Source organism: Ignavibacteria bacterium (assembly GCA_016873775.1).
Taxonomy (GTDB): domain Bacteria; phylum Bacteroidota; class Ignavibacteria; order UBA10030; family F1-140-MAGs086; genus JAGXRH01.
In genome coordinates, this window is record VGWC01000048.1 from 1 (window position 1) to 18,256 (window position 18,256).

Annotated in this window: 13 protein-coding genes and 1 tRNA gene; 10 read left to right on the forward strand and 4 right to left on the reverse strand. The window is 40.3% G+C overall.

The genetic code is table 11. The features are described 5' to 3' along the window. Window positions 1-308 precede the first annotated feature (308 nt). The 8 genes from FJ218_07620 (at window position 309) to FJ218_07655 (ending at window position 7,452) form a co-directional block, all read left to right on the forward strand. Window positions 309-518 carry a DUF2283 domain-containing protein gene (locus FJ218_07620; GenBank protein ID MBM4166764.1) on the forward strand — a complete coding sequence of 70 codons (210 nt, stop codon included), beginning with the start codon at window positions 309-311 and terminating at the stop codon, window positions 516-518. Window positions 519-565: 47 nt separating this feature from the next. Further along, the gene (locus FJ218_07625; GenBank protein MBM4166765.1) at window positions 566-2,692 is read left to right on the forward strand and encodes a tungsten formylmethanofuran dehydrogenase; all 2,127 of its coding nucleotides are present in this window, start codon (window positions 566-568) and stop codon (window positions 2,690-2,692) included. Between the two features lie 94 nt (window positions 2,693-2,786). Continuing rightward, window positions 2,787-3,806: a thiamine pyrophosphate-dependent dehydrogenase E1 component subunit alpha gene (locus FJ218_07630; GenBank protein ID MBM4166766.1), complete on the forward strand. Its 1,020-nt coding sequence runs from the start codon at window positions 2,787-2,789 to the stop codon at window positions 3,804-3,806. Window positions 3,807-3,843: 37 nt separating this feature from the next. Beyond that, window positions 3,844-4,407 carry a hypothetical protein gene (locus FJ218_07635; GenBank protein MBM4166767.1) on the forward strand — a complete coding sequence of 188 codons (564 nt, stop codon included), beginning with the start codon at window positions 3,844-3,846 and terminating at the stop codon, window positions 4,405-4,407. Window positions 4,408-4,417: 10 nt separating this feature from the next. Continuing rightward, window positions 4,418-5,392: an alpha-ketoacid dehydrogenase subunit beta gene (locus tag FJ218_07640; protein ID MBM4166768.1), complete on the forward strand. Its 975-nt coding sequence runs from the start codon at window positions 4,418-4,420 to the stop codon at window positions 5,390-5,392. Window positions 5,393-5,542: 150 nt separating this feature from the next. Continuing rightward, window positions 5,543-5,755: a hypothetical protein gene (locus FJ218_07645; protein MBM4166769.1), complete on the forward strand. Its 213-nt coding sequence runs from the start codon at window positions 5,543-5,545 to the stop codon at window positions 5,753-5,755. After that, the gene (locus FJ218_07650; protein ID MBM4166770.1) at window positions 5,727-5,933 is read left to right on the forward strand and encodes a DUF2283 domain-containing protein; all 207 of its coding nucleotides are present in this window, start codon (window positions 5,727-5,729) and stop codon (window positions 5,931-5,933) included. Before FJ218_07645 ends, FJ218_07650 begins: the two co-directional genes overlap by 29 nt. Before the next feature lie 184 nt (window positions 5,934-6,117). Then, window positions 6,118-7,452, forward strand: coding sequence for a 2-oxo acid dehydrogenase subunit E2 (locus FJ218_07655; GenBank protein ID MBM4166771.1), 1,335 nt, complete (start codon window positions 6,118-6,120; stop codon window positions 7,450-7,452). Window positions 7,453-7,700: 248 nt separating this feature from the next. Here the strand turns inward: FJ218_07655 and FJ218_07660 are convergent, their stop codons facing one another. Next, complete coding sequence (locus FJ218_07660; GenBank protein ID MBM4166772.1) at window positions 7,701-12,665, reverse strand: T9SS type A sorting domain-containing protein; 4,965 nt, start codon at window positions 12,663-12,665, stop codon at window positions 7,701-7,703. Window positions 12,666-12,736: 71 nt separating this feature from the next. Beyond that, window positions 12,737-12,813: transfer RNA gene (locus tag FJ218_07665), tRNA-Arg, on the reverse strand. A 197-nt stretch (window positions 12,814-13,010) separates the two neighbouring features. Between FJ218_07665 and FJ218_07670 the strand changes: the two genes are divergently transcribed. Next, complete coding sequence (locus tag FJ218_07670; protein ID MBM4166773.1) at window positions 13,011-13,916, forward strand: alpha/beta fold hydrolase; 906 nt, start codon at window positions 13,011-13,013, stop codon at window positions 13,914-13,916. A 29-nt stretch (window positions 13,917-13,945) separates the two neighbouring features. Further along, window positions 13,946-16,234, forward strand: a complete 2,289-nt coding sequence (locus FJ218_07675) for a M28 family peptidase (protein MBM4166774.1) — start codon at window positions 13,946-13,948, stop codon at window positions 16,232-16,234. Between the two features lie 27 nt (window positions 16,235-16,261). Here FJ218_07675 and FJ218_07680 read toward each other — a convergent pair whose 3' ends face one another. Next, complete coding sequence (locus tag FJ218_07680) at window positions 16,262-16,834, reverse strand: elongation factor P (GenBank protein MBM4166775.1); 573 nt, start codon at window positions 16,832-16,834, stop codon at window positions 16,262-16,264. Between the two features lie 301 nt (window positions 16,835-17,135). Continuing rightward, a complete protein-coding gene (gene lipA / locus FJ218_07685) occupies window positions 17,136-18,041 on the reverse strand; it encodes a lipoyl synthase (GenBank protein MBM4166776.1) in 906 nt (301 codons plus the stop codon). Window positions 18,042-18,256: the final 215 nt, after the last annotated feature.

Sequence of the window (18,256 nt, forward strand, 5' to 3'; positions counted from 1 at the left end):
TGCGGAATTTTTCACAAAGGAGTTACATCGCTCGAAAAACTTCTCGGAAAGAAAATTGCGATGAATGAAGTTGAAGAAAGCGTAATCAGAAATTTTGAAAAAGTGTTTTCGGTGAAAGCGGAAAGTATAGACGTAACAACTCTTCGTTCGCTGACATATCAAGAAACCACTGAAATAGTTTTGTAAGGGAACTCTAAAAACTATATTCTCAACAATTTCTATCTGCGGCAATTAGCGAAATCTGCGGGAAACAGTCTCCCGCAAATCTCGCAGATGTTCGCAGATAATGTTTTTAGAGGGACCTGTAAATGAAAATAGAATACGATAAAGAAGTTGATGCGTTATACATTCGACTTCAAGAAAAACATGTTTTCAAAACAAAAGAAACTGAAGAAGGATTGAATATTGATTTTGACGAGAAAGGAAAACTTATTGGTTTGGAAATTCTTGATGCAACAGAACGGTATTCAAAAAGTGACATCTTCAATTTTGCAACAGAAAATTTAGTTGCAGAATAAATACAAGTTTAAAATACAATTACAAGAACAATCACAAGAAATAGTAAATGCCCATAACTAAAAAAGCCGCTGCGAAGTCTTCGGCGAAAGCGAAAATAACGGATCAGAAAAAATCACCAATCAAAAGTTCAAACGGAAAAGCGCCGAAAGAATTTGTTGATGCGCTCAGCGGATTGACGAAGAAAAAAATTCTTCACGCATATCGCACAATGTATCTCTCTCGTAAACTCGATGAGAAACAACTCACGTATTCCAAACAAGGAAAACAATTTTTCCATATCGGCGCGCCGGGACACGAAGCCGCACAAATAGCAGTTGCAATGGCAATGAAACCCGGCTACGATTGGGCATATCCATATTATCGCGACATCACGTTTGCGCTTGGTTACGGCGAAACGGCGAAAGATATTTTGCTTTCTGCACTTCATCGTGCTGAAGACCCGAATCACGGCGGACGAATGATGCCGTGTCATTACAGCAGCAAATCGCTTCGCATTCCATCGCAATCGAGTTGCACGGGAACGCAATTTCTCGAAGCGGTTGGAACTGCAATGGGAGCACGAAAAAATAAGAGTGACGAAATTGTTTATACTTCTTCCGGCGAAGGAACAACGAGCGAAGGTGAATTTTGGGAAGCGCTCAATTGGTCAACACGCGACAAACTTCCCGTGTTGTTTCATATTCAGAATAATCGCTTTTCGATTTCTGTTCCATTGCACGAACAAGTTACCACCGGTTCAATTTTTACATTGACGGAAGGATACAAAGGACTTCATCGGTATCACTCAAACGGTGTTGATTTTTTTGAAATGTATAACACAGCGACTGATGCAATTAAAAAATTACGAAGCGGTGAAGGACCAGTTTTGATTTGGAGCGATTGCGTACGTCTGCTTTCTCACTCATCCTCCGACGATCAGAAAAAATATCGTGCGCAAGAAGAAATGGAAGAAGATAAAAAGAAAGACCCGATTCCACGTTTTGAGAAATATCTTCTCGAACAAAAACTTCTTTCGGAAAAAGAATTAGTTGCTTTGCAAGAAGATGTGATGAAAGAATTGAACGAAGCCGCAGACTACGCAGAAAAATCTCCTGAGCCGGAACCATCAACATCGCAAATGCACGTGTATTCGCCGCTCGAAGTTGTATCGAAAGAAAATTTTATCGAGCCGGAACACACGGGAAATAATATCGTTCTCGTTGATGCAATCAATCATGCGCTTGCAGAAGAATTGGAGCACAATCCGAAGATGCTGATTTTCGGTGAAGATGTTGCCGGAAAAAAAGGTGGCGTGTTCACTGCAACCCGTGGACTTACGGATAAGTTTGGCGCAGAGAGAGTTTTCAATTCGCCGATTGCTGAAGCGAGTATAGCGGGACTTGCGATGGGACTTGGACTTCGAGGCGATTCTAAAGCAGTTGTGGAAATTCAATTTGGCGATTATGTTTGGCCCGCGTTTATGCAAATCAGAAACGAAATTGCAATGTTACGCTATCGTTCAAATGGCGTGTGGGGTTGTCCGCTCGTGATTCGTATTGCGACGGGAGGATATATTCACGGCGGCGTGTATCATAGTCAATCTATTGAAAGTTTCTTTACGCACATTCCCGGATTGCGCGTTGTGTTTCCTTCAACTTCTGCCGATGCAAAAGGGTTGTTGAAATATGCTTGCCGTTGCGATGACCCGGTAATATTTTTGGAACACAAAGGAATGTATCGTCAAAACTTTGCCGCAACGCCGGAACCCGATGCAAATTATGTTCTTCCGTTTGGCATTGCGAAAGTAAGAAAAGCCGGCGACGACATTACAATTCTTACCTACGGAATGATGGTGCAGCGTTCACTCGAAGCCGCGCGAACAATGGAAGAAAAAGGCGTGAGTGTTGAAGTTGTTGATTTGCGAACACTAAATCCACTTGATTACGATACGATTTTGAAATCAGCAAAGAAAACCGGAAAAGTATTGTGTGTTCACGAAGAAACAATGTTTAGTGGATTTGGCGGTGAACTTGCGGCAATTGTTGCGAGCGAAGCGTTTGAATATTTAGATGGACCTATTATGCGTGTCGCGGCAAAAGATTCTCCTGTTCCGTATGCGCCATCAATCGAAATGGATGTTCTTCCGCAAGCGCACGATATTGTGATTGCATTGGAGAAATTGGCGGCGTATTAAAATAATAAATTGCCACGAATTCCACTAATTATCACGAATAGTAATTAGTGTAAATTCGTGAAATCCGTGGCTAAAAAAATATACATATTCAGTTTTGCCTAAACCAATTTCAAAATCCATTTCGAAAAAGAAACCAACACAAACAGTTTCTTCAAAAATTTCTGCTGAACAGAAATTGAAACTGTATTCGTTTATGGTGTTGATGCGCGAATTTGAAAATGCTGTGTTCAAACTGTATCGTCAAGGGAAAGTTGTCGGCGGCGCATACAGCAGCGAAGGAAACGAAGCAACAGCAATCGGAAGCGCATTCGCATTGGAGAAACACGATTATCTTTTTCCGATGCACAGAGATATCGGCGCGCATTTTGTAAAAGGACAAACGCCGCGCAACATTATGCTGCAATATCTCGCGCGTGCAAGTTCTCCCGCTCGCGGTCGTGACGGAACGGGACATTATGCCGATGCGAAATTGAAAATTTATGGAAACATTTCTCCGCTCGGTGCGATGATTCCGCTTGCGAATGGCGTTGCGCTTGCAAGCAAAATGCGAAAAGAAAATGCCGTCGTGTTGAATTACATTGGCGATGGCGGCGCAAGCATTGGCGATTTTCACGAAGCGCTTGTAATGGCTTCGGTGATGAAACTTCCGCTCGTGTTGATTATTGAAAATAATCAGTTCGCATATTCAACACCGATTGCAAAACAATTTATTGTGGAAAAACTTTCTTCGCGCGCGATTGGATACGGAATTCCCGGCGTTACGATTGATGGAACCGATGTTGAACTCGTGTATGAAACAACGAAGCAAGCAATAGAACGAGCGCGCAACGGCGAAGGACCAACATTGATTGAAAGCGTTACGATGCGAATGCAAGGACACGCAATTCACGACGATATGTTTTATGTTCCGAAACAATTACTTACGCAATGGAAAAAGAAAGACCCGATTGCGAATTACGAAAAGAAATTAGTTGCAGAAAAAATTCTTTCGGATAAAAAGAAGAAAGAAATTTTTACAGAAATAAAATTACAGATTGATGATGCAGTTGAGTTTGCAGTGAATGAACCATATCCGAATGGCGAAGAAGCAGCGCTCGGAGTTTTTGCTGACTAATAATCTAAAATTCTATAAATACTTTTTTGACAAAAATATGACTAAAGAAGAAAGATGGGTAAAAACTATTACAACCAAAATCGAACGAACACTTCGACAGTATAATGATAATCTTCGAGTAAGTGATGGTAAACGCCTTGCTTATTCTTACGAAATATTAAACTATATAGAAGATGAACCGGAAGAGCAAAGTATTACTGATTACGAAACAGATATTTTGGTATATGAAATATTAGGTTCAAATAAGTGGAAGCCGAGAGTAGTCATTGAAGCAAAAATTGATAAAATTACAACTCACGATGTGATTACATATAGTCAGAAATCTTTGACACACAAAAATGTTCACCCATATTTGCGATATGGAATTTTAATAGGAAATCATGGTCCACTTCCAGGAAGAATTTTTCGCCACGGACAACATTTTGACTTTATGATGTCTTGGAAATCTTATAAGTCAAATAAAAGAGAGTGGAAGCGGCTCATTGAAATCTTGAAAGAAGAAATTGGTGCTAGTAAAACTCTTGATAAATTGTTATTTGATAACAGAAACAGATTTAGAGATAAATTCACATCGCTTCACAGACCATTAAAACTATCATAAAACAGTTTCTTTGAAAACTCTAACATACATCGAAGCAATTTCCGAAGCGTTGTGGGAAGAAATGGAACGCGACAAAAACGTTTTTCTTCTCGGCGAAGATATTGGTGTGTACGGCGGCGCATTCAAAGTAACGAAAGGGTTTGTCGAAAAGTTTGGCGAAGAGCGCGTGATTGATACAGTTCTTGCGGAAGAAGCAATCATCGGAGCGGCAACGGGAGCGGCAGTAGTGGGAATGCGACCGGTTGCGGAAATCCAGTTTGCGGATTTTATCACGAGCGGATTTAATCAACTCGTGAACAACGCGGCAAAAATTTATTGGCGATGGAATATTCCCGTGCCAATGGTGGTGCGGCTTCCGAGCGGTGGAGGAATTCACGGCGGACCGTATCACTCTATCAATCCCGAAGCGTGGTTTTTTCATACGCCGGGTTTGAAACTTGTTGCGCCATCAACGCCGTACGATGCGAAAGGATTACTCAAAGCGGCGATTCGCGATAACAATCCCGTGTTGTATTTTGAATCGAAATATTTATATCGCCGCATCAAAGGAGAAATTCCGAGCGATGATTACATTGTTGAAATCGGTAAAGCGGATGTGAAGCGAAGCGGCAATGATATTTCGATTATTACATACGGAACGGGAGTGCATTGGAGTTTAGAAGCGGCAGAAATTCTTACGAAGGAAAATATCGACGTTGAAGTTTTGGATTTGCGAAGTTTGATGCCGCTCGATACGGAAGCAATTTATTCTTCGGTAAAAAAAACGGGAAAAGTTTTGCTCGTTCACGAAGACACATTGACCGGTGGAATTGGCGGAGAAATTGCCGCGCTTATTTCGGCTCATTGTTTTCAGTATCTCGATGCGCCGATTAAACGTGTTGCTTCGCTTGATGCGCCGATTCCGTTTGCACCAACGTTGGAAGAATATTTTCTTCCGAATACGGAAAAAGTCGTGAAAGCGTTGAGAGAGTTGAATGAGTTTTGAGGTGACGATTCAATGTCTTTTAAAATTATAGAGATACAATCTCATCACAAAGGAAAAATTTTTGTTGTCAATGTTCAAAATGAAATTGTAAAAATTCTCTTTTCTTTTCATAGCATCGAAAGAATAAACAAGTGGAAAACTGAAAATGAAATCGTTATTGAAACATTGCTTTTCCCAGAAGAAGTTCTTTCAGGACACTATGAAAGGTTTATTGCACATCGAAGATATGATAAACATTTGCTAAGAGCAGTGTATGAATACGAAGACGGACTTCCAATGCTGATTACAATTTATTTTCCATATTCAGAAAGATATTTTTTAGGAAACAATATTTATGAAGATACGATACTCAAAAGAAACTGATATACTTCTTATCGAATTGAGAGATGGAACACCAAACGATTCTGTTGATTTAAAAGAAGGCGTTATTCTTCATCTCGATAGAGAAGGATTACCGCTTGAAATAGAAGTTCTTGATGCAACGAAACTTGCTATGCTGAATGAAATCAGTGTAATGAGACCGTTGGAACTTGCGGCATAGAAAATATTTTCTTCCAAATATAGAGCGCAAATAACAAACAAAATTCAAAATAACAAATTTGAAATTTTGAATTCGTTTGTTATTTGAAATTTGACATTTGGAATTTTTTCAAGTGAAAAAAAAGTTTAATTGACAAGAAAAATTTAAAACAAAAAGTATAATCACAAAAGAATAGAAACACATTATGGCAAAAACAGAAATCCCCATGCCGCAACTCGGCGAAAGTTTAACCGAAGGCACAATTATCAAATGGCTCAAGAAACCCGGCGATACCATCAAAAAAGATGAAACGCTTTTAGAAATTTCCACTGACAAAGTTGATTCGGAAATTCCATCTCCTGTTTCCGGCGTTGTTACAAAATTATTTTTTGAAGAAGGGAAAGTTGTTCCGATAAAAACAACGATTGCAATTATCGAAACCGATGCTTCTGCTGCAGTGATTGAAAATACTCCAAAAGAAACTGCGAAAGTTGTTGAAGCAAAACCAACTCCAACAAAAACAGAATCACCAAAAGTTGAAACACCAAAACCGATAGCTGTTTCTGCCCCAGTTGTTCAAAAAGTTGTAGAACAAAAAATGGATGGAAGATTTTATTCTCCGCTTGTGTTGAACATTGCTCGCACCGAAGGAATTTCGATGAGCGAGTTGGAACATATTCCCGGGACCGGACAAGATGGGCGTGTTTCGAAAAAAGATATTCTCGCATACATAACACAACGCGCTGCAGGTGGAGTGAAACCAAGTGTTGCATCTCCAACGTCACGCATTGAATCAACATTGAAACACATTGATAGCGGCGAACTTGCACAACGTTATCCTGCGCCACAATATGAGGTTTTGCAAATGTCGAACGTCATTCAAAAAATGGCGGAACATATGGTGCGCAGCGTTCAAACTTCGCCTCACGTGTTTGCAATTCACTCGTGCGATTTTACGAACTTGGTAAAATTCCGCGAAGCAAACGGAGCGTCATTTGAAAAAAGAGAAGGATTTAAACTCACGTACACACCGTTTATCGCTGATGCAATTACAAAAGCGCTGAAAGAATTTCCGCTGGTAAATGCATCAATTGAAGGGGACAAAATTATTTTGAAAAAATTTGTCAATCTCGGAATGGCAGTTGCATCTGATAATGGTTTGATTGTTCCTGTAATAAAAAATGCTGACGAGAAAAATTTTCTCGGACTTGCGCGGCAAATCAATGATTTAGCAATCCGAACACGCAACAAAAAATTATCGCCAAGCGATATCGAAGGTGGAACATTTACTTTTTCAAATTACGGAGTTTTTGGAACATTACTCGGAACGCCGATTATTGCACAACCGCAAGTTGCAATTATGGGAGTTGGCGCAATCACAAAGCAACCGGTGGTGATGAATGATGCAATTGCGATTCGCTCCCTATCGTATTTCACACTTTCGTTTGACCATCGCATTATTGACGGCGCACTCGGTGGACAATTTCTCGAAGCAGTGATTCGCAACATTGAAAACTTTGATGTGAAAGCGGTGTTGTAGATTATTCTCACGCAAAGACGCGAAGCTGCCATTAAGTTCTTTTTGCATCTAGGCGACTTTGCGAGAGAAAATATTTAAAAGCGATTTCGATAAAAAGAAATCGCTTTTTCATTTTCAACCACTCGACAATTTTTTACTTTTCATTCGCTGTTGTTGGTTACTCCATTTTTCAATTCATCATCATTAAACAAAAAAAACCTTCAAGGTTTCTTCAACCTTGAAGGTTTCTTCGTCTTACGAAATTTTTACTACTTCATCAAAACCATTTTATTGATTTTTGTAAAGGATTTCGCTCCGTTTGTTGGAACAGCATCAATGCGATAGAAATACACACCGCTCGAAAGGGTTGCGGATGAATTCCATTCAACAGTTCTATATCCAGCGCCAAGAGTTCCGTTCAGTACCGTTGCTACTTTTTGTCCAACAACATTATACACGCTGATTGTTACAAACGATTCAACGGGCAACGCAAATCGAATATTTGTTGTCGGGTTAAACGGATTCGGATAGTTTTGTTCCAACGCAAACTCAGTCGGAATACGAACGGGTTTGGTTTCTATTCCGACAGTTCCGCCGGTGTTTAACCATTTCGCAGAGTTTTCAATCAATGCTTTTACGGTAAGTGATTCTTCTTTCACTACGTTATTAATGTTGAATGACATATATACAACTCTCGCATCCAGTGGATTGGATGACGCTTCCCACGCAACGAGTGAAGATGTATTCAAATTGCCTTGCCAAACATAGACTGGAATTGCTCCTTCCCCAGGTAGATTGCCGTCGCGGTCATACACACCAGCAATAGCGTCTAATGTGAATATATCGGGAAGTTGATTCGGAGTAGAAACAAGCGGATGGTCGAATGCATTCTTAAGCGGATTTGCAAGCGTAGATGTTTCGGTAATAAAGTCGTTGCAGCGCATTGCATACGTCGCAAAATCAACGTCGGGTGTCGAACTCATATATTGCCAGCCGATATCGCCGCCTTCAATAATAAGTTTGCCACCGTTTTGCACGAGATTACTCATTGCTCTTCTCCATTTTACAGAATCGGCGGGAGAACTTGAACGTCCGTGCGACCATATTACGAAATCGTAGCCGTCCCAACCAGATGTATCAACCTGCGGAACAGTACGCACTTCAACAGTGTAGCCAAGTTCACTCAGCGTAGAAGCAAAGAGTTGCGCCGAACCGCCGGTATTTATTGTATCATGGGATGCGCCATTTGGTTCTTTGATTCGTTCTTCACCGTTTAAATTATCATCGTCAATAATCAGAACAATTCCAGAAGTTGCATCGAGTGTAACGTTCATTGTAATGAAACCGCCGTTTGGCATTGTTGCAACCGTGTCTTTTCTTCGGTAACCTTCTTTGCTGAAACGGATATTCAATGCGCCGGGCATAGTGTTTTGAATAATATAACTTCCGTTAATTGTTGTAACAGTAGAAAGATTTTGGTTCACAACCGAAACAGTAACGCCGCTATGATTATTCGTATCGGTTAATGTAACATTTCCGAAAAGAATACCGGGAACAATCGGCGCAAAGAGGAAATTATTGTTCGTCAACGTATCCGTAGAAACATAAACGGTTAAACTATCTTTGTACGGATAGAATCCTGTTTTCCAGGCGTAAATTTTATGCGTTCCGCCGTTCAATCCGGAGAACTGATAATTACCGCTTTCGGGAGTAATGATTTCATAGTTGATACCGGGACCGACAATTTGCACGGTAGCACCGCTATTATTCGGCGCTCCTTGTAATGTAACTTTTCCACTCACGGGTGCCGTCGGAGTTAATGAGAAATTGATATTAAGAACCGGGTCGCTTCCTACGGTTACAACTTTGTAGTCGAGTGCAGGATAGTATGCCTGTTTCCACACATACACTTTGTGTGTTCCGGGATAGAGATTTTGGAACATATATTCGCCGCTTGCCGGTGTTTCGATTGTTTCGTCTCGCGCAGGTCCTTTGATGCGAACCATTGCACCGGCATTGTTGGGTGCATTGTTCAAGGTAACTGTTCCGCTCAATGAACCCGTTGGCAATGGTTCAGATCCAACAAGCCAATCGGCAGCATTTTCGATAAGATGTTTCACGTGCGTGGATTCTTCTTTTACAACGTTGTTGATATTGAACGAAATATACACGACACGTCCGCGAATCGGATTTGGTGTATCGTCCCAAGCAACAATTGAAGCGAGCGTATCTGTACCACTCCATTTATACACAAGAGCCGCATCGGGCATCGGTTGATTTCCATCGCGGTCGTACACGCCAACAAAACTTCCAGGTTCAAGAGTAAATGTTGCAGGGAGCGAATTTGGTGTTGTTGCAAGAGGATGCGATCCGTCCTTCAACATTGGATTGGCTAATGTTGAACCTTCGGTTACAAAGTCGTTGCAATGCAAAACATTGGTCGCAAATGAAACATCAGGAGTTGAACTCATATATTGCCATCCGATATCACCGCCTTCAACGATAACACTCATTCCACGAAGCACGCGTGAAATCATTGCATTGCGCCACATTACCTGGTCAGCAGGAGAACTTGAACGCCCGTGCGACCAAACAAGAATATCGTAGTTGTCCCAGTTGGTAGTATCAACGTTGGGAACTTTCATTGTATCAACAATAAAACCAACTTCGGTTAATGTATTGACAAAAAGTTGCGCAGAACCCTGAGCGCTAATCGTATCGGTGTCAAGTTTGCTGATAATTCTTTTACTATGCGAACGTTTCATTCCTAAATTATCGTCGTCAATAACAAGAGCGAAACCTTTTGTTGCGATAATATAGAACTTGTAATATCCTTCTGCGGGAACATACGTAACGTTTCCACTATTGGAAGCGTCGGTTGCTTTCACGCGATAGAAAATCGAATCGCCAATAGCAACAGAGTTTGTATCAGAATTAAATGTGCCTTCGTATCTGTTGTCATTGGTGTTTGTTAATTCAAATGAAGTGGCGTTGGAAATGTCATTCTTGTACCATTCTACATTAACGTTCTCGATTCCAAGTACATCTTCGACTATTGCTTTTACTGTCGAGGGCCATCGCATCTTAGGTTGGTCGCGAAGTGCGGAATGTTCAACGGTTGGAGCAACGGTATCTGCAATAAATTCAAAAGTGAAACTTCCTGTTGCAGGATATCTTGCAATTAAACCACCGGAGCCGGCATCTTTTGCATAAAGAATATAATGAAAATCGTCGCCGACATTGAGAGTAACGGTATCGGTATAAAATTCACCGACATACATTCCGTATTCACTTGCTTGAAGAACGAAAGCACCGCTTGCGCTATTCACTTCCCATACACACCAAACGGAATCAATGCCGATGTTGTCCATTACTTCCGCTTCAATTTCTTGCGGCCATTCTTCCAAATATTGATTGCCGAGAGCATCGTGCGCAATAACAGGAGGAATGGTATCGGTTGCAGCAGAAAACATAAAATAATCAGTGGGCGCGCCAGCAGGAAGTTTCGATGTTCCGCCAATCGAATCACTTGCTTGAATATAATAACGATAATCTGCCGATTGCCCGTTTCCGGGAATATTTCCTTCAAACATATCACCAGTTGTATGCGTCATTTGCAATGAATCGGAAAAAACTGTTCCGCTCGTCCAAAACAATTTAACACTCGAAGGATTCAACGGAACCCCTGAAGAAGATATACTTGCTTCAACTACATAAGGACCATTCAAATCTTCAGTATTTCCTAATTCTTCGTGTTCAATCGTAGGTCCAAAGATTGCTTTTCCAACATACGCTTGATGATGTCCCGTTCTGTTATCGTTCCAAAAACAGTAGACAATTCCGCCGTTTGCTGTAACTCCATTATAGTCGCCCATATATCCTCCTGCAAGCCCAACGATGGATTTCGGAAGAAATGCATGGTCGCTGATGAGTACATCTTCAAATGTATCTCCTCCGTCAAGCGAACGCGAGAGATAAACTTGTGCAGAATCGTTTGCGGGATAATTTCTACTGTCATAATACATAACGTATAATGCGCCCGTCGAAGGATCGCACGCTGTCCATCCGTGCCATTGGTCTAAATTGGTATTTTCCTGGGAAACTTTTTTCGGAACACTCCATGTATTTCCGCCATCAACGGAGCGAGCGAACACGACATCGGGATTTCCACTCACTTTACTTCCCCAAACAGCATAAACCCATCCTCTTCGAGAACCATTGCTTCTATCAACGGAGAGAGAAGGAAATCCATTTGCACGTACACTGTTTCCTCCTTTGTTTAAAGTACCTCGTGGATCCGCTTGTGCAGAAACGATGTTTATTTGTGAGCCGAAAGTTGCTCCTCCATCTGTAGATTTTTTTAAAGAAATATTGCTTTGTGTTAACCCAGTTGTATAACTTGTGTAAGCAACATATACTTCTCCGTTTGGACCTATTGCCATATTTACACCTTGGTCTAAACCGTAACCTGCAGGCTCAGACATTGCAAGAGGAGCAGAAAATGTTGCGCCTCCATTTGTTGAGCGGGAAAAATTTATTTTACGGGGAGTTAAATCAAATTCCGTATATGCTGTATAAAGATACCCTACATAATTACTTGAAGGATTAACATCGCAAACAAAATGATTTTTATCTTCTCCGGTTGTTGTATTCGGAACCGCTGCAAACGATGACCACGTTGTTCCCATATCGGTGGATTTCGTCGTTACAACATCACCAGCAGATCCGCCGTACAATAACGTATTGAAATACATATTTCCTTGTAAATCAATAGCAACCGCTGGGTCAGAGGTATAAAGGGTAAATTGCGGAAGATGGGGAGGAAGAGTATCGCTTCCACGCCAAGTTGTTCCGCCGTTCGTCGAAATATACCATCCTTGACTTATCCAATCTATACTGGTAATCTCTGCCGCATTGGAGCCGCCAAGCACTATATTGGGATTTGTCGGATGCGTGATTATTGAAAGTTCGCTTTGCGTAGAAACCGAACTTGGATGTACGGGAATATTCGGATAAACAACGGCAACACCGTTTTGCGTTTGAACTTTCCGTATTTCAGTTGATACGGAAACGGGAATAACTGTTGTGTTTTCTGTTGGAACAGTATTCGATTTCCGAATACGACTCCACATCAATTCGTCTTTTTCATCTCGCGTTTGAGCAGCGAGAAAAGAAAAACTTATTGTAACGAGCACAAGAGCAAATAAAAAATAATAAGTTGATTTAGAGAACATAAAGATTTCCTCTGTTGATGAAATGAATAATATTGAGTGAATTATGAAAACTGGTTGAGAACTTTTTTCATTCGTGCGCCAGAAGGGAGTCGAACCCCTAACCCTCAGCTTCGTAGGCTGATGCTCTATCCAGTTGAGCTACTGGCGCAACTACATTTTTTTCTATAAAAAATCGGGTAAAAATTACAAAAGTGAATTGTGAGAAACAATTTATTTCTTCATTCTTTTCATTTTTTTTGGCTTCGGATTGTTTTATGGTATTTTTTCCAAAGTTCAACTTCAAAAATTTCCGGTTTGTTTTTCTTTTTTTCCCTATGACGCTTCGTATATTTTACCCATTCAGCGATGATATTTATATACGTAACGTTTTTTTTACTCTTTCTTCTCCTCGTTTTTTCTCTTGCTATGGTTTTTGTGGGAACAAAAATTCTCTTGCAACCCGAAAGAACACATTCCTTGTCTTTCCATCAAAAAGGAATGCCCGCATTTCCTACTGAAGTCGGATTGCCGTTCGAACACTTCACAATTACTACCAAAGATTCATTGCTCCTTCGCGGCTGGTATATTGCTTCCGACACACCACCGAAAGGAACAATACTGTATTTACACGGCATCGGCGACAATAAAGCATTAGGACTTCCGTTAGCAAAATTATTATGTGAAAACGGTTACAATGTTGCAATGTTTGACCTTCGCGCGCACGGCGAAAGCGAGGGTAAATACTGCACGTATGGCTACTACGAAAAATACGACGTGCAACTTGTGCTTGATTTTCTTTTTTCTAAAAAAGATTTTAATGTTGGAAAAATCGGAGTGTTCGGTCTTTCGATGGGAGCCGCCATTGCATTACAAACTGCAGCAATTGATCAACGCATTTCCGTAGTTGTTGCAGAAAATTCCTTTGCTTCGCTTCGCAGTATTTTTGATGATTACCAGAAACGCATCATCAAACTTCCGTTCCATTATCTTCGCAACGCAATCATTGCGCGCGCAGAATCCATAGCATTATTCGAAGCAAAATCTGTGCATCCGCTTGCATCAGTAAAAAATATCTCCGTTCCCATTCTGTACATCGTCGGAAAACAAGACACAAAAATTCATCCGCATTATTCTGAATTGTTATATGAAAATACTAATGCACCCAAAGAAATTTTTACCGTTGAAAATGCGGGACATGCAAATGTTCGTGAAGTTGCAGGTAAAAAGTATGACAATACGCTTCTCTCATTCTTTGAACGCCGTTTACGATAATTTATTCCCAAACTTCTTTCTTAATAAAAATGAAACGAATCTTTTCTCTTGTACTAATATTCTGCCCGACTCTTTTGTTTTCTCAAGAAGATTTTTCTCAACAAAATGCGGCGAAGATTCTTTATCACATTTCCGAAAAAATTGGACCTCGTCCGATGGGTTCGCCGGAGGAACAACAAGCGTTACAATATGCAGTCGAAAAATTTCTTGAATACGGATGCGACACTGCGTACATAATGCCAATGACGCGCACGAGTTCTGAAAATACAACAAGCGGAATTGCTGTGGGAATTCAAAACGGTACTTCGGCTCGAAGTATTATTATCGGCGGACATTTGGATACTTCCGGTCCCGAAATTCCCGGAACGGACGACGACGGTTCTGGAACTGCTTGTGTGATGGAACTTTCGCGAGTATTCGGAAAAAGAACGATGAAATCTACGCTTATCTTTTGTTGCTTCGGCGGTGAAGAGCGTGGATTAGAGGGTTCAAAATATTTCGCCGACCATTTTGAAAACATTGACAACGTACAACTGATGTTGCAAATTGATATGGCAAACGGCTTGGATATTATTGACCTCGATGGCGATACATACGGAATAAGTGCGCCGGAATGGCTTGTGCGTGCAAGTTCTGATGTGTTCACTTCGCTTGGATTTTCAGGATTACGATATCCGACGCATTTCTTTGCATTTAATTATGCAATGCGAAGCGGTGCAGGTTCCGACCACGAATCTTTTTTGAGAAAAGGAATTCCTGCAATTGATTTTACAACTGATATTGATAACCCAATTCATACGCCGTTGGATAACTGGAAAAATTTTGATCAGCGCGGATTGTATCGCAGTGGACTTGTTGTGCAAAAACTTGTCGAACGATTTGATGCAGGAGTTCCTCAAGGGAAACCTACACAATATTGGCTCTATAAAATCTGGAACAGAGTTTTCTTCTTTTCTTTAGAAACACTCTGGCTTCTTCTTATACTGACATTTGTATTGACTCTTGTTGCCTATTTCGTCCTACGTACTCGTGAACAGAAAAGGATTGAACTTTCATCCGAATCATTGGTTGTGAAAAAATATCGCATTCCCAGTTTAAAACTTATTATAGTTGCATTATTGATTTCCGCTGTTGCGTGGTTACTTCCCGATGTATTAGTTTGGATTACTGGAACGCGCTATCCGTGGTTTGCTCAACCGTTTCCCTATGTACTTCTCTCATTCATCGCAGGATTATTTGGTTTGTGGTTTGTACTTCAATTTTCCCAAAAATTATCTTTATCACCGTCATCCGTTCCGTACTTTCGAACTGTCAGTATATATCTCATACTTCTTACGTTACTTGCTACGAATGGAAACGTTAAACTTTCGCTGTATCCCGTATTTTTCTTATTGATGATATCGCTCAGTGTATTTTTTAAAAACGGAATACTTCAGTTTGTGTTGGTTGTCATAGGTTTCTTTTTTGCTATGCGTATCATTTTTTCCGAATGGTTTAATTTTATCGCGCGAACAGTTGCAAGCAGCGGAGAATTGCTCAATGAAACATTACCGATTGTACTCTACAACGTCATCGCAGTATTTGTTGTTTCGCTTGCTGTTATTCCTTTTTGTTTTGCGCTCGCTGTTATTTATAGAAATTCAACGCAGATACAATTTCTCGTTCAATATTTTCGTTCCAACAACGTGGGAATGATTTTAGGATTGGTTTTTTTGGGAATGATATTTTGGACTTCAACCAATGAAAGTTACACGCGAAGATTGGAACGAAAAGTAAAAATAGAAGAACATTTCGATGGGAATTCGGGAAAACAAAGCATCACTGTTAAAAGCAATGATTACTTGAGCGATGTGCAATTGAAAACCGCAACGTATGATACGACGATTCAGAAAAAAATACTTAACCTTTCGCTTCCGTTCACTGATTCATTGAAACATTCGTGGGTTACGTTGGAACGGGAGAAAGAAATTTCACAAAGAAATGATACGATTACGTACAACATTACGTTGCACATTTCAACAACAGAAAAACCCTATGTTGTTGATGTTGTTTATCAATGTAACAACGGCTCATTTCGAAATATTGAAACGCCGTTTCTCTACACACAGTCGCACGATAAAATCAAATTCACCTTTTATTCGTTTCCTGAAACTCCTCTTCACATTCCCGTAGCATTTCAAACCATAGGCGATAGTAACGCTACGGAACAAACGACTGTTACGTTCGATAAACTATTTCTTCCCGTGCAAGGGGAACGAGTAAATACGTACTTCATCCTACGGTCTGTATTCACCAATTCTTTTACGTACAAACCGTAACAATCTCAATTTCTTACGAAAGAAATTTCATATTTTTTTTGAAGTAACGCGTTCGTGATACTTAAGTTTTTCCGTATCAACACGAATCACGTCTCCCGTTTCAATAAATTGCGGAACAAAAATTTCCAATCCGTTTTCAAGCGTTGCAGATTTCATCGTATTATCTTGTCCATCTCGTATTCCTTCGCCGGTGGAAACAATTATTACTTCGGAAAATTTGGGAAGTTGTATCGCAATCGCTTCTTCTCCGTGTAACTCGACAGTAAAATTTGTTCCCTCTTTCATAAACTTTCCATAATTTCCAACGACTGATGAAGGAACAGTACATTGTTCAAATGTTACAGTATCCATAAAATAAAAGTTATCGCTGTCGCTGTAAAGATATTCCATTATTTTTTTTGCGAGTTCAATATCGTCAAGTTTATCACTATGTTTGAATCGCTTATCTGCAATGTGGTGAAATTTCAAATCAAGCAATTTCAACTCAATGAATCCATGCATTTGTCCGCTTCCCGAGTGACGAATAACTTCGAGTGCGCGAAACAATTTATCGTCAAACTGTAAAATGGTACCAACTTTTACTTCTGATGCAAGAACCATAGCAAACTCCAAATTGTTGTCGAAAAAATTTTTCGGTGAAAAAATACGAACGGAATTTTTTATAAAACAAACACTGTGTTTCGATGAAATACTAACGAGGAACGATAATTTTCTCTTCGTTTTCAAATCATCTTTTGTGTGATTAAAATTTTACTCTACATTCTGCTGTCAACACATAACTTCTTGTTAAACCGTTGTGCAAAATCCAGCATCGCTGCAACCTTGTACTTTCACACTTTGATTTATACATAAAAGAAATGAAAGTATGAGTACGTATTTCATCATTGTTAACCTCTATCAATTACACATGCTTCGCCGCGTGATACGAACTTCTCACAAGCGGTCCGCTTTCCACGTGTTGAAATCCCATTTCCATTCCTGCAATTTTATACATCGCAAATTCGTCGGGATGAACAAAACGCGCAACCGGTAAATGTTGTTTTGTCGGTTGTAAATATTGTCCGATTGTAAGTATATCGCATTTCGTGTCAGAAATTTCTTTCATTGTTTGCAACACTTCCTCTTCGTGTTCACCAAGTCCAACCATAATTCCCGTTTTTGTTTTAAAGCCGCGTTCTTTTGCGCGGGAAAGTAATTCCAAACTTCGCTCATACTTTGCTTGCGGACGAACTGTTGAATACAATCGCGGAACCGTTTCCATATTGTGATTCAAAATATCGGGGAATGCATCAAGCACGTTCACTAACGCAAATTCATCGCCTTTAAAATCGGGAATCAATACTTCAATTGTCGTATGCGGATTTTGTTTTCGCACTTCACGAATTGTTTCAGCAAAAATAAAAGAGCCGCCATCATATAATTCATCACGATTCACCGAAGTAATTACTGCGTGCTGCAACTTCATCAACTTCACTGCTTCTGCAACGCGGCGCGGTTCATCGGCATCAAGTTCTGTCGGCAAACCGGTTTTCACGTTGCAAAATCCACAACTGCGCGTGCATACATCACCGAGAATCATAAACGTTGCAGTGCCGCTGTTCCAACATTCGCCAACATTCGGACATCGCGCTTCTTCGCACACCGTATGAAGTTTGTTTTTCTCCATTATATTTTTCAATTGCGCATATCCTTCACCGAGCGGCGGCTTCGCTTTCAACCATTCCGGTCGCCGTTGCATTGGTTTTGAAGGAACTTCAATGAGTGGAGATGGTTCTTGTGTAAGTGTATTTTCTTGTATGACGAACATATATTTTTTTTCTCTCGCAAAGACACTAAAAGTTTTCTTTGCATCTTCGCATGATAGAGAAAATATTTTATCTTGAAATTTTCGCTGTAAATATAAGTAAAGATGGAAGGAAAAATTGTTTGATAAACCGCCAAAGAAAATATTGATATTCATTTGGAATTCGCTCACGCATCAAAAATATTTTAACCACTGCAAGCCAAGAAATCAACACTTCG

Excerpts from the sequence above, each read along its gene's own strand:
- FJ218_07650 (MBM4166770.1), top strand. The coding sequence starts at position 5,727 with ATGAAGATACGATACTCAAAAGAAACTGATATACTTCTTATCGAATTG.
- FJ218_07625 (MBM4166765.1), top strand. The coding sequence starts at position 566 with ATGCCCATAACTAAAAAAGCCGCTGCGAAGTCTTCGGCGAAAGCGAAA.
- lipA (MBM4166776.1), bottom strand. The coding sequence starts at position 18,041 with ATGTTCGTCATACAAGAAAATACACTTACACAAGAACCATCTCCACTC.
- FJ218_07670 (MBM4166773.1), top strand. The coding sequence starts at position 13,011 with ATGATATTTATATACGTAACGTTTTTTTTACTCTTTCTTCTCCTCGTT.
- FJ218_07635 (MBM4166767.1), top strand. The coding sequence starts at position 3,844 with ATGACTAAAGAAGAAAGATGGGTAAAAACTATTACAACCAAAATCGAA.
- FJ218_07680 (MBM4166775.1), bottom strand. The coding sequence starts at position 16,834 with ATGGTTCTTGCATCAGAAGTAAAAGTTGGTACCATTTTACAGTTTGAC.
- FJ218_07655 (MBM4166771.1), top strand. The coding sequence starts at position 6,118 with ATGGCAAAAACAGAAATCCCCATGCCGCAACTCGGCGAAAGTTTAACC.
- FJ218_07620 (MBM4166764.1), top strand. The coding sequence starts at position 309 with ATGAAAATAGAATACGATAAAGAAGTTGATGCGTTATACATTCGACTT.
- FJ218_07675 (MBM4166774.1), top strand. The coding sequence starts at position 13,946 with ATGAAACGAATCTTTTCTCTTGTACTAATATTCTGCCCGACTCTTTTG.
- FJ218_07660 (MBM4166772.1), bottom strand. The coding sequence starts at position 12,665 with ATGTTCTCTAAATCAACTTATTATTTTTTATTTGCTCTTGTGCTCGTT.